At 66.5% G+C, this 12,882-nt stretch carries 14 protein-coding genes; 5 read left to right on the top strand and 9 right to left on the bottom strand.

Annotated elements, in window-relative coordinates:
* Positions 1-310: 310 nt before the first annotated feature.
* Positions 311-931: a winged helix-turn-helix transcriptional regulator gene (locus tag OHA25_RS17130; RefSeq protein WP_327588565.1), complete on the bottom strand. Its 621-nt coding sequence runs from the start codon at positions 929-931 to the stop codon at positions 311-313.
* Between the two features lie 66 nt (positions 932-997).
* On the opposite strand from OHA25_RS17130, the gene OHA25_RS17125 reads away from it, so the two are divergent.
* Complete coding sequence (locus OHA25_RS17125; protein ID WP_327588564.1) at positions 998-1,912, top strand: alpha/beta fold hydrolase; 915 nt, start codon at positions 998-1,000, stop codon at positions 1,910-1,912.
* Between the two features lie 218 nt (positions 1,913-2,130).
* On the top strand, positions 2,131-2,715 hold the full coding sequence (locus OHA25_RS17120) for a hypothetical protein (protein ID WP_327588563.1): 585 nt from the start codon (positions 2,131-2,133) through the stop codon (positions 2,713-2,715).
* Here the strand turns inward: OHA25_RS17120 and OHA25_RS17115 are convergent.
* The 4 genes from OHA25_RS17115 to OHA25_RS17100 form a co-directional block, all read right to left on the bottom strand.
* Entirely contained in the window at positions 2,657-4,495 is a 1,839-nt protein-coding gene (locus tag OHA25_RS17115; protein WP_327588562.1) for a cellulose binding domain-containing protein, read from the bottom strand. The two genes, OHA25_RS17120 and OHA25_RS17115, sit on opposite strands and share 59 nt — an antisense overlap.
* Before the next feature lie 1,193 nt (positions 4,496-5,688).
* Positions 5,689-6,330 (bottom strand): hypothetical protein, encoded by a 642-nt coding sequence (locus tag OHA25_RS17110; RefSeq protein WP_327588561.1) that lies wholly within the window; start codon positions 6,328-6,330, stop codon positions 5,689-5,691.
* Positions 6,331-6,391: 61 nt separating this feature from the next.
* Positions 6,392-6,721, bottom strand: a complete 330-nt coding sequence (locus OHA25_RS17105; protein WP_327588560.1) for a hypothetical protein — start codon at positions 6,719-6,721, stop codon at positions 6,392-6,394.
* Between the two features lie 103 nt (positions 6,722-6,824).
* Positions 6,825-7,664, bottom strand: a complete 840-nt coding sequence (locus OHA25_RS17100) for an IS5 family transposase (RefSeq protein WP_327588559.1) — start codon at positions 7,662-7,664, stop codon at positions 6,825-6,827.
* Between the two features lie 874 nt (positions 7,665-8,538).
* On the opposite strand from OHA25_RS17100, the gene OHA25_RS17095 reads away from it, so the two are divergent.
* Together OHA25_RS17095 and OHA25_RS17090 are read left to right on the top strand one after the other, a co-directional pair.
* Complete coding sequence (locus tag OHA25_RS17095; RefSeq protein WP_327590992.1) at positions 8,539-8,859, top strand: NB-ARC domain-containing protein; 321 nt, start codon at positions 8,539-8,541, stop codon at positions 8,857-8,859.
* A 41-nt stretch (positions 8,860-8,900) separates the two neighbouring features.
* Positions 8,901-9,068 (top strand): hypothetical protein, encoded by a 168-nt coding sequence (locus OHA25_RS17090; RefSeq protein ID WP_327588558.1) that lies wholly within the window; start codon positions 8,901-8,903, stop codon positions 9,066-9,068.
* A 33-nt stretch (positions 9,069-9,101) separates the two neighbouring features.
* On the opposite strand, the gene OHA25_RS17085 is transcribed toward OHA25_RS17090, so the two are convergent.
* Positions 9,102-10,025, bottom strand: a complete 924-nt coding sequence (locus OHA25_RS17085; protein WP_327588557.1) for a zinc-binding dehydrogenase — start codon at positions 10,023-10,025, stop codon at positions 9,102-9,104.
* A gap of 259 nt (positions 10,026-10,284) precedes the next feature.
* On the opposite strand from OHA25_RS17085, the gene OHA25_RS17080 reads away from it, so the two are divergent.
* On the top strand, positions 10,285-10,491 hold the full coding sequence (locus OHA25_RS17080; protein WP_327588556.1) for a hypothetical protein: 207 nt from the start codon (positions 10,285-10,287) through the stop codon (positions 10,489-10,491).
* Positions 10,492-10,869: 378 nt separating this feature from the next.
* Here the strand turns inward: OHA25_RS17080 and OHA25_RS17075 are convergent, their stop codons facing one another.
* Genes OHA25_RS17075 through OHA25_RS17065 form a run of 3 tightly spaced genes read right to left on the bottom strand, consistent with a single transcriptional unit; the run spans position 10,870 to position 12,873 of the window.
* Positions 10,870-11,349: an NUDIX domain-containing protein gene (locus OHA25_RS17075; RefSeq protein ID WP_327588555.1), complete on the bottom strand. Its 480-nt coding sequence runs from the start codon at positions 11,347-11,349 to the stop codon at positions 10,870-10,872.
* A 19-nt stretch (positions 11,350-11,368) separates the two neighbouring features.
* Entirely contained in the window at positions 11,369-12,094 is a 726-nt protein-coding gene (locus OHA25_RS17070) for an HAD family hydrolase (RefSeq protein WP_327588554.1), read from the bottom strand.
* On the bottom strand, positions 12,091-12,873 hold the full coding sequence (locus tag OHA25_RS17065) for a carbon-nitrogen hydrolase family protein (RefSeq protein WP_327590991.1): 783 nt from the start codon (positions 12,871-12,873) through the stop codon (positions 12,091-12,093). Before OHA25_RS17065 ends, OHA25_RS17070 begins: the two co-directional genes overlap by 4 nt.
* Between the last annotated feature and the right edge of the window lie 9 nt (positions 12,874-12,882).

The raw sequence follows: 12,882 nt of genomic DNA, 5'->3' as shown, positions 1-12,882 counted from the left end.
ACGGCCTCGGCAGCCGCTAAATACGCAGGTCAACGAGAGTGCTCCCCGCGCACGCGGGGATGGTCCCCTGCCTTACGGTGGACGACTCGGTTCGGTCTAGTGCTCCCCGCGCACGCGGGCGGCACGGCTTGGACCCTGCACGAGCTGACCAAGCTCGGTCCGGTGCCGATCATCGCTGACGCGCTGGCCTACCACCCGTCGACGATCGAGCGTCACGCAACTGGCTCAGCGGCGACGTACGCCCAATACATCGCTGCCGCACGCGATCAGCCTCGATCGTCTTGAGCGCGAACCGCCGTTCCTTACTGCGTCAGGGAGCGAAGATGCCTCGCAGAGCACTTTCATCACCTTCGAGATCAACAACCCCGCGGATGTCCTCGAGGGCGAGCATGCCCGCCGCCAGGCCAAGAATGATCGCTGCGTCAGCGCGTATGACCGCATCGAGAGGTCGTCCGTCATGCCGAGTGACCTCTAGGCCTGCGTCGGTCACCCGCACCTGAAACAGTTGCTCATCGACCGCGACTCCGACCGTCGATGATTCATCCGCCGTCCCACCGTCTATGAGTGCCGGAAGCGCTACGGCAAGCCACTCCTGGCGGAAGCGATCGCCGCCCGGCCCGTTCACCATGAGGGGCGTAGACCAGCGAATGAGGCCTTCGATCGGCTCTCGCAGCTCGGCGCCCCATGGGGTGAGAGCGTACACAACGGCGTTGCCCTTCGCGGCTGGGCGCCGTTCGACCACTCCTGCCGCCTCGAGATCGCGGAGCCTGTCTGAGAGCAGGTTGGTCGCCACGCCCGGGAGACCGTCGAGGAGTTCGCGGTAGCGGGCGGGAGCAATGAGGAGTTGGCGGACGATGAGGAGGTTCCAGCGGTCACCAATGACGTCGAGGGCTCGGGCGAGGCCGCAGTACTGGCCGTAGCTTCGACTCATAGTTTGCTTGACTTTCTCAAGAGGACTTGAAAATCTCAAGCATACTCGACGGAGAGGAATGTGGCCATGGCTGCTGGAGAACGGCCTGAGTGGGTCGGCGACGAACTGTTTCCATTCGAAAGCCGCTTCGTGGAGATCGACGGGAATGTCGTGCACTACGTCGACGAGGGCTCGGGGCCGATCCTGCTGATGCTGCACGGCAATCCAGTCTGGTCCTTCGTGTACCGCGAAGTGATCGCCGCCCTACGGGAGCAGTTTCGGTGCATCGCCCTGGACTTTCCGGGGTTCGGCCTGTCCACCGCCGCCCCCGGCTACCGGTACCTGGCAGAGGACCACGCTGAGCTGCTCGTCTCCTTTCTCGATCGGCTCGACGTCTCAGAATTGACCCTGGTCGGCCACAACTGGGGCGGCCCGTTCGGCCTGTACGCCGCACAGCAACGACCGGACAAGTTCGAACGCCTCATCCTGACCAACACCTGGGCGTGGCCGTTGAACGGCGACCTGAGCAGCGAAGTGTTCTCCCGCGGCATGGGGAACCCGGTCGGACGGGCGCTGGTCAAGCGGTTCAACCTGCTCGTCGACTACTTCATCCCAGCCGCGCACAAGCGCCGGAAGCTGTCCGAGGCCGAAATGGCCCACTATCGCGAGGCAACGCGCACGCCAGAGCGTCGCCACGCCGGCGCCGTCCTCCCCGGTGAACTCGTCGGCGCTAGGGAGTTCTTCACCAATCTCGCAGACCAACTCGGCGCACTCGAGAAGTTGCCTACCCTGATCGTGTGGGCTGACACGGATCCGATCTTCACCGACAGGTACCGGAAGCGATTGGAAGCGACCTTCCCCAACGCCACAACGACGGTGCTCCACGGAGTCGGCCACTTCCTGCAGTCTGACGCACCCGACGAGTTCAGCGAAGCCATCGAGACTTGGTGGGCAGATCTGGCGACTGAAGCCAGCACGGCCTCCCCCGAGAATCCGTCGTGAGTCGCAAGGCGGGGGCGCGCTTATCGCAGCCCGCTTCGGCATGTGCGTGTTCGTCGCGCTGATCTTCCCCACGACCCTGTCGATTATCACGAACACCTTCTCGGACCGGCGCCGGCACGCGGTCGCCCTCGGTGGGTAGGGCGCCGTCGTCGAAGTCGGCGTCGCGTCCGGGGCCCGTCACCGGCGGACTGCTCCTCGAACACTTCTACTGGGGCAGCGTGTTCTGGGCGCTGGTTCCGGTTGCGCTGGTGGCCGCTGTCCTCGGCTTCCTGCTGGTGCCCGAGTCACGCGATCCGGCCGTACCCGCGCTTGACCTGCGTGGCTTGGCTACCTCTATTGCGTTGCTCGGCGCCCTCGTCCATACGGTGATCGAGGCACCCGAGCGCGGCTGGGGCAGTGGGAACACCCTGATCGGGTTCGCGATCGCACTGGTGCTGACTGTGGCCTTCGTCGCGGTGGAGCGCACGGCCGAGCACCCGATGCTCGACGTCCGGCTGTTCACGGACCGTCGGTTCAGCGCCGCCAGCGGAGCGGTCACGGTCGCCTTCTTCGCGCTGTCGGGGTTCATCTTCCTGATCACCCAGTACTTCCAGGTAGTCCGCGAGTTGGGCCCACTGTCGACCGGCGCTCGTATCCTCCCGGTCGCACTGTCCATCGTCCCCGCGCTTCAGAGGCAACGCCGCGCTGCTCGCGATGGGGCCGCCCACACCGGCGGGTGCCGGTGTGGGCGGCCTCGAATGTCGGTTACGCGCTGGTGCAGGTGTATCCGGATGGCAGGGCCGTGTTGCCGTCGGGACGGCTGACCTGGAAGCCGAAGCTGGTGCTGGCTCCGGGGGCCACCGTGCCGTTGAAGCTCACGCTCTTGGCCGTGACGGTCTGCCCGCTGGTGGTGACGGTGGCGTTCCACGAGCCGGTCAGCGCGTGCCCGGCCGGGAGCGTGAAGGTGACCGTCCAACTGGTGATCGTCGAGGTGCTGGTATTGGTGATGGTCAGCGGCTGGATCACATAGCCGGTGCCCCACTGGGTCTGCACGGTCGGCGTGGCCGTGCAGGTTTCGGTGGTGCCGCCGCTGGTGGTGACCTGGACCGTGTCGGACACCGGCGAGAGGTTGCCGGCGGCATCCCGCGCGCGGACCTGGTAACGGTAGGTGGTGCTCGGGGTCAGGCCCGTGTCGCTGAACGAGGTCGTGGCCGAGGTGCCGACCTGGGCGAAGGTGCCGCCGGTGGCTCCGGGTGCGCGCAGGATGTCGTAGCCGGTCACCCCGACGTCGTCAGTGGACGCGGTCCAGGACAGGTTGGTGCTGCCGGCGGTGGTGCCGGAGGCCGCCAGCCCGGCCGGGGCGGTCGGTGGTGTGGTGTCGCCGCCGGTGGAGGCCGTGGTGAACGTGACGAACGCGGAGTTGGCCGACAGGTTGCCCGCGCCGTCCCGTGCTCGTACGTAGACCTGGTATTGGGCGTTGGCGGTCAGCCCGGTCAGGGTGATCGAGTTGGTGGTGGACTGGCCGAGTAGCGGGTCGGTGGGGGCGCCCGTTACGCGGTAGACGTTGTAACCCGCCAGGCCGGAGCCGCCCTGGTCGGTGGATGCCGTCCAGGTCAGGGTGGCGCTGGTAGCGGTCACGTTGGAGACGGCGGGAGTGCCCGGCGTGGTCGGCGGAGTGGTGTCGTTCGTGCTCTGGAACTGGTTGAAGAAGTTCCACACCACTCCCTTGGTCCAGGTCCGTGCGCCGTCGTCGGCGGTGGACCCATCCACTGGACCGGGGGTGTGGCCCCCGTCGAACGCCGCCCATACGACCGGGTATCCGGATCGGCATCCCGAGTAGGCGGTGACAATGTGCGTCAGGCTGCCCTGTGCCGGCTCGGGGGGGTTTTGGGAAGTGCAACCGTTGTTCCTGACGAACCTGTCGCGCAGCGACCGGCCCAGCGAGATGTTAAGTACGTTGTCCCTGAGGCCGTGTAGCCCGATGTAGGCGATGGGCTGGGTGCCGCCGCTGCATCCGCTGAGCTGTGCGCCGGCGTAGACCGCGACCGCGCGGAAGACCGTCGCCCGGGCGCAGGCCAGGGCGTAACTCATGCCGCCGCCGTAGCTGAAACCTCCGGCGAACAGCTGCGTGGTGTCGACACACAGGTCTGCTTCGATCAGCCTGATCATGTCGTCGACGAAGGTCAGGTCTTGGCCGCCGGAATTGGCCCAGCCGTTGTTCAGGCCCTGGGGGGCGACGAAGATCGCGGTGTTGTTCGCCAGTTGCCTGAGCCCGTAGTAAGACCAGGTGAATCCGCTGCTCCCGCCCGAGTCGACGTCGTTGGCGGTGCCGCCGTTCCAGTGGAACCCGAAGATCAACCGGTAGGGGTTGTTGTTGTTGTAGTTGTCGGGAATTCTCAAGATGAACGAGCGAGTCCCGCCGCCGCTCTGAATCGTCTGCGTGCCACTTCTGAGCGTTGGAGTCTTGCCGCATCCTGCCGTCGCCGCGGCGGCGCTCGCCGCGCGTGACGTGGTTTCGCTGCTGCTCAGCGCCGTACCACCGGTGGCCACCACGAGAAGCGCCGCGACCATGACAGCGGCGAAGAGGGATTTACGCCGCAACATCACTCACCTGCCTGTGGCACCGCCGAGAGGGGCAGTGCAAGGGCCTCGGTTAGCGTTAACATGAGGTTTGATCAGTCCTCTCATCCGTGCAGACCTGGTGGCGGTTGAAGGGCGTGACGGAAGAATCGTGTGATCGTTAACATCGCTTCGCCGCGCCTACCCTCCGCCGATGGGTGGTGGTGCGACGGAGCAAATACGAGGCGTGCAGGTCCCGTCAAGGCGTGGCCCGCTCCTCTGTCCGGACGAGCGGCGACCCATGCCCGTCTTGCTGGCACGTATCGAATCGTTCCCCCGGAAACATACTGAAAGTTTCAGGGCAACAAGCGTGCTACACCTGGCCGACGCCGAGGCTCCCAGAAAGCCATGAGGTTGCGATCCAACCTTCCCCAACCCCTGGCTGCACTGCTTCCAACGGGCCCGAAACTCCTTGAACATCGACCGGACGATTTTCGATCGTATCGAACCGATTCGCTTCCCGGGCATGACAGGGGTGGGCGCGGTTTTCAGAATGACTCCCCGGGCGGCCTCCTCCTGCCGGAGTCCGGTGGTGGATGGCAGGGGCCGCGCCGTTCAGTGACGGATCCTTCGGCGCGGCCGTCACCCGCTCTCGGTGTCTCCACCGCCAACGGCGCCTGACGTGCGGATGGCAGGTCCCGGCATCCCCACCGGGATCGCGCACCACGGCCGCCGCCTCATGTCCGCGCGCGACCACTTCGGCGACCGAGACGGTTACCTGACCGTGCCCTTGCCTCCCGATGGCGGGCGTGCGCGGAGTTGGTCGTGACCAGCCTGTGGCTATAGCCAGTTGTCGTCCATGTCCACGTAGTACGCGACCGCGTACAGAACGCGCTGGCACTCGTCGTCGTCCTCGTCCAGATGGGTCAGTCCCGCCAGCCGGGCAGTTTCCCTGGCCACGGTTGGGAGGGGGCGGCTCGTTCCCAGGGGGCACATCAGGGTCTGGGCAGCCTTGTCTTGCAGGAGCAGCCGGCCGTGCTGCGTGGCCGGGATACATGCCGCCCGTCCCGTCAAAGAGGGCCCGGGCCTGCTCCTGGAGACTCCGGCTGAGCGTGTCCAGTTCACGGCCCGCTGCCCGGGCGCGTTCGGAGTTCCACTCGCGCTCGGAGATCAGACGCAGGGCCTCCTCGACGAGGGGCCCGTGGAGGCCGGTTGTGGCGACCGCGAGCTCAGCGGCATCAGGCAATGAGCTCTGGCAGGATGTCCTCGGCGGGATCGGCAACGATGGCCGCGAGCCGCGCGTCCCCGGCGACGGCAGCCCTCATGTCCGCGTCCAGCCGGAGCGGCGGCCGCCTCTGGACGGGTGCGGGCATGAAGGCAAGATGCGGGCGGGCCAGCCAGGCACGGTCCAGGCGGAGACCTGACAGCTCCTCCCCCTGGGCCAGCGCAGCGGCCAGCCAGTCCCGCCGCCATTCGTCCTCGCTCACCCGGTTGGCCCACGCCCGTTCCGCGCCTTCGAGATCCAGAGGATCGAAGACGCTGACGATCTCACCCGCGCGCGCGTAAGAGACGACGACATCGTGGTTTACGGTCCACCGGAGGCTGTAGACCTCCTGGCCCGCGCTCAGGACCGGCTCACTCATGCCGTGACAGGTGAACGGCTCCAGGAGGAGCGTCCAGCCGCCGTACCGCGCGGCGAGCACGTCCTCGCCGGATCCCTCGTCGATCAGGTCGGTCCAGGTTTCCTCCGACGCCTCGGCCGGATCGGCACCCAACGCGTGGATGACCTGTTCCAGGTCGTAGGTCCTGATCCAGGTGAGGCACGCCTGTTCGGGGAGGTAGGAGTGCGCGTCCGTGTAGGCGTCGAAATGCTGGCTCATCGTCGTTCTGCTTCAGTCTTCCGGTAGGGGGCGGTGTGTCGCCGCCCCACCCATCATCTGATCAGTTTCCTGGTCCCGGCGGGCCCACGATGTTCGGTCCGATGCCGTCCACGGTGCAGCCGTTGAAGTCCAGCACCTCGTCCGGGAACGGGTTGGTCACCACGACCCCGGGTGCTCCGCTCACGGGTCTGGATTGCTCGGCCAGCTTGATGTCGACCCAGAAGGGCGATCTTTCTCTGATCCGACTGCGCTGGTACCACACGCCCAGGCGGGATCCGGACGAGCAGTTGTCCTTCACGTCGATGAGCCTGACCGAGTAGTCATGCACCGGGCTATACGCCCCCTCGATCGTGGAGGCGAGTCTGGCGTGGACTCCTGTGGAAGGTCTCATTCTCTCGTAGTGAGGCATTCTGCATCGGGGGTTGGGATAATCGCGCGTTGCCCTGAGGCCGCTCTCAGAGGGCGTTTGATTTGAGTAGTTTGCGGCTTATGTTCTAGTAGGTGCCTCGCCAGGTTGGAGTATTCTCGTCCGTTATGCGCTTGGTCAGGTTGTTGATTGAAGCGATGTGGATCACGGCTTGGGAACTGGCGGGCAGGGTTTCATAATCGCGGGTTAAACGGCGGTACAGCATGAGCCAGCCCAGGCTGCGTTCGACGATCCAGCGGCGTTTGACGACGTGGAATCCACGGGTCTCGGATTTTCTGGAGACGACTTCGACGTCGATGCCTAATCTGGCGCCGTGTTCGATTGCGGCGTTCTTGAAGCCGGTGTCGACCCAGGTTTTGGATATCGTCGGGTAGGCGCTTTTGGTTTGGTCGAGAAGTCCTTTGCCGATCAGGTTGTCGGACAGGCCTGCGGCGGCGACGGCCACGGCGAGGATGAGGCCGAGCGTGTCGGTGACGATGCCTCGCTTGCGGCCGACGATTTTCTTTGCGGCGTCGGTTCCTTGGCTGGTGAGGGGCACGTTGGTGGAGGTCTTCACGCTCTGGGTGTCCATGATGCACGCGGTCGGTTCGGCCGTGCGGCCTTCCTTGACGCGGGCCAGGCCGGTCAGCTCGTAGTTGAGTTGTGCGAAAATTCCTTCGTCGCGCCAGGCTGCGTAGTAGGCGTAGACGGTGTTGTACGAGGGGAAGTCGTGCGGTAGGTATTTCCAGGCGATTCCCGTGCGGTTGACATATAGGATCGCGTTGAAGACGTCCCGTAGTTCGACTGAGGCTGGTTGACCGGTGGGCCGGCGGTCGAGTCGGGCTTGCCGCCAGGCGGTTAAGGTGGGTTCGATTAAGGCCCAGCGGGCGTCGGATATGTCACTGGGGTACGGCTTCCGGTTGCTCATGGCGGAACTTTTACCAGAAACATGTGATCGGTAGTGGTCTTCGACTGGTAGGGAGTTTCTGCCACGTTTCTAGACTAGACGGAATTTGAGCGTCATTTGATAATCAAGCGAGTGCTCTCATCGGCGATGAGGACTACTCAAATCTACTCCTTTAGGGCGAAGAGCTCAAAAGTCTGCGACCGCAGAGCGGGCATATGCTAACCGGCCATACCTAAACGCCCACTCAGAGGGCGGTTCGCGAGTTGATGTCCCTTTGATCGCTTGCGCTGCACGGGGAGGGCTGGTCACGGGCTCGTTGCCCGGCCATGGACGCGACTGAGCGAACAATCCCGGCTCGATCTCCATGAGAATGCCCAGGCTGACCAGGCGCTTGAGATCGGACCGGCCATGGGACTTGCCCGGCGACCTGATCGAGCGCAAGGCACGCCGCTTCACCTGAGCAACATACTGGACGGATGCGAACCTTTCTCCCGGGTGACGCGGAGGCCTTCGTAGAGGCATGGAACAGAAGCATGCCTGCCGACCCCGTCACCACCCGATGGTGGCGCGAGAAAGTGCTGCTCGACCCCAACTTCCACCCCGACGGCCCTGACCGTGGCCGAGGTGGCGGGCTGCGCCTACGCGGTGAGGCGCCTGGTGCCGCTCGGGCGTTTCACCGACGGCGTCATCTACGTCAACCTGCACGGTTCCACCGCCGGACTCGCTCCGCTGGCACCCATCGAAGCGCTCCGCCGCCTGCTGCGCTCCCTGGGGCTGGACGGCGCTGCCCTACGCACGGACATCGAGGAGGCCGCCGCCCGCTACCGCTCGCTCACCGCCACAGGCCATCTGCTGGTGATCCTCGACAACGCACGGGACGTGCGTCAGGTGCGCCATCCCGGCCGCGCTGGCCTGCCGCGTCCTGATCACCAACCGCGATCCGCTGGCCACCCTGGAAAACGCTCGGCACCTGCACCTCGCCAGGCTCGACGACACCGACGCGGCCACGCTGCTCGCCCGGGTCGCCGGATCCGACCGCGTGGATGCCGAGCCGCAGTCGGCGGAGGAGATCGTACAGCTCTGCGGCGGCTTCCCGCTCGCCCTGCGCATCGCGGGAGTCCGCCTGACCGCCCGTCCCGACGGGTCGCTCTCCGACCTCCCGGTACGGCTGGCCGACGCGACCCGGCGGCTCGATCTCTGGACTACGCTGACCTGACCGTACGCACCAGCATCGCGGTCAGCCACCAGCAGTTGCGCGTGGAGCCAGCCGGACAGGACGCGGCGCGGCTGCTCTCCCTGCTCGGGCTGCTGGATCTGCCCAGGCACACGCCCGCCACCACGGCCGCGCTGGCCGACTGGACCGAGCATCGCGCCGACCGGCTGCTGTCGGTCATCGGCACACAGCGCATGGACGTAGCCCGCTGACCCACGCCAGGCCGCATTTCGGACGGAAGGGTGTCAATCGCGGGACTTGAGGTCGAATACCGCCTTTCCTGCCACGCGCCGGCCGCGCAGCGCGTCGGCCGCCTCGGCGAAGCTTTCCCAGGAGTCGCGCCAGCCGATCTCGGGCACCAGGACGCCTTCAGCCGCGAGCCGTACCAGCTCGGCCAGGTCGGCGGCGGCTCCGAACTCGTTGACATAGGAAGCGAGCGTCCTGGTCGGGCCGACAGTGGCATACGGCGAGAAGACAGCAGGCTCTCCCGAGGTCCACCCGACGGACTGGAGGGTCCCGCCGGGAGCAAGGAGTCCCCAGGCCGCGACCAGATGGGGTCCGCCGACCGTCTCCACGACGATGTCGACGGGCTCTTTGACGTCGTCCAGGCCCACGACCACCTCATCCGCGCCCGCCTTGGCAAGGCCGTCCCCTCGCGCGGGAGAGCCGACCGAAGCGATGACGTACGCCCCGGCGTGGGAGGCGAGACGCACGGCGTACCGTCCCACACCGCCCGAGGCGCCGGTCACCAGCACGCGCTTGCCGGGTCCGGCCGCGGCGGCCCGCAGCGAGCGGAGCGCGGCCAGGCCCGCCGTCGGCAGTGCGGCCGCCTCGGCCAGCCCAACACCGTCCGGGACTTGGGCCACCGCCGACACATCGACGGCCACCCGCTCCGCGAACGCCCCCTGCGCGAAGAGCACGACACGGGTTCCGACGGCAGGGCCGGAGCCGTCCGTCGCCGCCTGCAGGACGGACCCGGCCGCGTCGAGGCCCAGCGCTGCGCCGACCGGAACGCGTCCAGAGGTTGCGTCATTGATGTCGGCGTAGTTGAGCGAGGCGTACTGCACATCGATGAGCACCTGTCCGGGACCGGCGACGGGGTCGGCGATCTCCCCGAAGCCGATGCCTGCGGGGGCGGACGGGTCGACGATGAGGGCACGCGTGAACATCGAGATCTCCTCTGGTGGAAGCCGCTACGACAAGAAGGACATTAGCAGATAGTTCTGAAATAGATTATCTACTTATCGTCTACGGCCGCGCAGCCTTCCGCCACTCCTGTGAGCTGGACATCTCGGCAAGGGCGGTGTCACAGATCGAGCGTGTGCCGATGCAGCCCTCGGTGAGCCGCCTGATCGCATACGTGTAGGCCATCGGGGTGCCGCCGGCCCCGTCTTCGACACACAGGAGGGGCCCCGTGCCGACGCCTCCGTGCCCGGCTTCGCGATCAGGAGGGCCTGGGAGGTCGCGCCGATCCAGCTCAGCGGAGGAGTGACCTGCCGACGGCTGTCACCGGTGCCAGCGCCGAACGTGGAGTTCTTCGAGTCCACCTACCCGCCGAACGCCGTCTCCACGGCTCACGGACAGTTCCTCAAGCACGAGGGGTACGAGGTGGGCACCGTCACGGCGGGGAGCTGACCATCGAGTTCGAGTCGGAGCTCGTCACGTTGTCCAAGGGTGACTCGATCACTTTTCCGTGCAGTCGGCAGCACATCATCGGCAATCACCCCGTCACCGCCATCGCCACCTGGCTGATCGTGCGTCGCTGACCAGGCTGCCCTGCTTACGCCCGGGCCTCACCCGCCCGGCAGCCCGCCCCCCGGCAGCTGTGTCGGTCGGCGCGTCCCAACACGGGTTTGTGCGGATTCCGTTCCACCCAACCGCGGGTGCAGCGCTGTGCCCTCGCCGAAGACTTGGATCATGATTCCTGCTCTTTCCTCGCGCGCAGGCACGGCTCGGGCGCCAGTCGAACGCCTGACCGTCGCCGACCGTAGCGTGGAAGCCGTGGTGTCCGCGCTATACCCCTTGCCATGCGCGGAACAGCCTGATGCTCTCGGCGAGCTGCGAGTGCATCGGCGACGGCAGCGAGTCCAGAGAGAACCAGCCCAGCTCGTCGAACTTGTGAGACTCGCCGATAGCGGCTTCGGTGGGATCGATCCCGACCGCGAAGATCACCGCGACCCAGTGAGAGGGCGGCTCCTCTCGCAGGACGTTGCGAACGCCGATGGTCTCGATCGTCAGCGGACGGGTCGTGTATTCCTCGCCGACCTCCCGGGCGACAGCCGTCTCGAACGACTCCCCGTACTCCAGCGCTCCGGCACCACAGTCCCAGGCTCCGGGCTCGTCACGCGCACCGGCGCCGCGCCGGGCCAGCAGCACCCGGCCGTCTCCGTCGTGGCAGATGAACACGCACGAGACACTGGGCGTCCTGCGCACCTGATCGGCGCCCGGCTGGGACGGCCCGGCGAGAACGTTTGCAGTCGGATCGTTGCTCAACAGCAGGTTCCTTTCGCTTTCAGAAGTGATGCAGTAGCTCGGAGAACGTCCGCAGCCGCAGCACTCCTTCATCGTCGTCATCGAGCTCGCTGTGCTCCAGCACCCAGGTGTTGTCGTTCGGGATGAAGACAGCGTTCATGCCCGCCTGCCGGGCGGGAAGGATGTCCGACTTCGGCGAGTTGCCGATCATCCAGGTCGCAGCCGGCGCCAGGTCGAGGTCGCGAGTGAGCCGCCGGTAGGTGTCGACGTCCTTCTCGGCCACGATATGGATGCCGCGAAAGTGGTGCACGAGCCCCGAGAGATCCAGTTTGCGCTGCTGCTCCTCGGTATCGCCCTTGGTGAGCAGGAGCAACTCATGCCGGCCGCCGAGAACTGTGAGTGTCTCGGCGACATCCGGGACCAGCTCCACGCGTCCTTCCAGGACGGCCGCGGCCAACCCGTCGACATAGCGCAGTTCCGCAGCGCTCGCCGGCCGCTCGCGGAGTCGCTTCAGGCACTCCTTCAGGCTGTGCAAGAACATCTTGCCGCCGTATCCGTGGGTGACCGCGTTCGCCGCCTGGATGCTGTTGAGGATGGCGCGGATCTCGGCCCCGTCGAGGGTCGGGTGGTCCAGCCAGAGCAGGAAGTCGTCCACGGCGCGTTCGAAGAGGACGTTGTTCTCCCACAGCGTGTCATCGGCGTCGAAGATCAGTACCTGTCCCGTGAGAGAGCCGCCGTGTGGCTCAGCCGGGCCTGGTGCCGTCACGTCCACGTGTCTGCGACGAGCGCGGTCCGCGGGTTTCCGGCCAGGGCGTCCTTGTCGCGCAACGCCTGCAGCTCACTGCGCGACAACGCCATGGTGAACACACCCGGGTCGGTCCCGGCCTGGCTCAGCCGCGTGCCGTCCGGGTGCCAGGTGCCGCTGCCGCCGCACGATTCCCACCCCGGTCCCCGGCCGGCGAGGTTCGCGACGACCGCGTACATGCGGTGGTCCATGGCCCGGGCCGCGGAGTGGACGTCAATGCGCCGCACCTCCTCCTGCGTGTACAGGGCGGACACAGCATATACCTCGGCGCCCAGGCCGGCCGCTTCCGCTGCGTGCCCCGGTACCGCGGCGTCGTAGCAGATGGCGAGGGCGACGCGCCAGCCGTCGATGTCCAGGATCTGGATCTTGTCGCCGGGCTGGAACAGGTCGCGCTCCACGCCGTGCAGGTTCTGCTTGCCGTAAACCTGGATCTCGCCATTGGGGCGGATCGCCAGCGAGGCGATCCAGGCCGTGTTGTCCGGCCCGCGGTACGCGGCGCCGACCACAGCGGTCACGCCGCACTCCGCGCTGGCTTGGCGGACGACGTCGAGCCGCGGGTCGTCCTCGGTCACCCAAGCCGACGGGTCGGTGAAGAGCTCCAGGTCGTAGCTGACAAGTGACAGCTGGGGGAACACGAGCAGTTTCGCACCGGCATCCGCGGTTTCGATCATCAGAGCCGCCGCTGAACGGGCATTCGCTCTCACATCCCCTGGTTCGGGGGGAATCTGGGCGACCGTCACGATCAATGT

The sequence above is a fragment of the Nonomuraea sp. NBC_00507 genome (assembly GCF_036013525.1).
Classification (GTDB): Bacteria; Actinomycetota; Actinomycetes; order Streptosporangiales; family Streptosporangiaceae; genus Nonomuraea.
This window is presented reverse-complemented; position numbering and strand designations above follow the sequence as displayed.

Excerpts from the sequence above, each read along its gene's own strand:
- OHA25_RS17130 (WP_327588565.1), bottom strand. The coding sequence starts at position 931 with ATGAGTCGAAGCTACGGCCAGTACTGCGGCCTCGCCCGAGCCCTCGAC.
- OHA25_RS17125 (WP_327588564.1), top strand. The coding sequence starts at position 998 with ATGGCTGCTGGAGAACGGCCTGAGTGGGTCGGCGACGAACTGTTTCCA.
- OHA25_RS17115 (WP_327588562.1), bottom strand. The coding sequence starts at position 4,495 with ATGTTGCGGCGTAAATCCCTCTTCGCCGCTGTCATGGTCGCGGCGCTT.
- OHA25_RS17110 (WP_327588561.1), bottom strand. The coding sequence starts at position 6,330 with ATGAGCCAGCATTTCGACGCCTACACGGACGCGCACTCCTACCTCCCC.
- OHA25_RS17105 (WP_327588560.1), bottom strand. The coding sequence starts at position 6,721 with ATGAGACCTTCCACAGGAGTCCACGCCAGACTCGCCTCCACGATCGAG.
- OHA25_RS17100 (WP_327588559.1), bottom strand. The coding sequence starts at position 7,664 with ATGAGCAACCGGAAGCCGTACCCCAGTGACATATCCGACGCCCGCTGG.
- OHA25_RS17085 (WP_327588557.1), bottom strand. The coding sequence starts at position 10,025 with ATGTTCACGCGTGCCCTCATCGTCGACCCGTCCGCCCCCGCAGGCATC.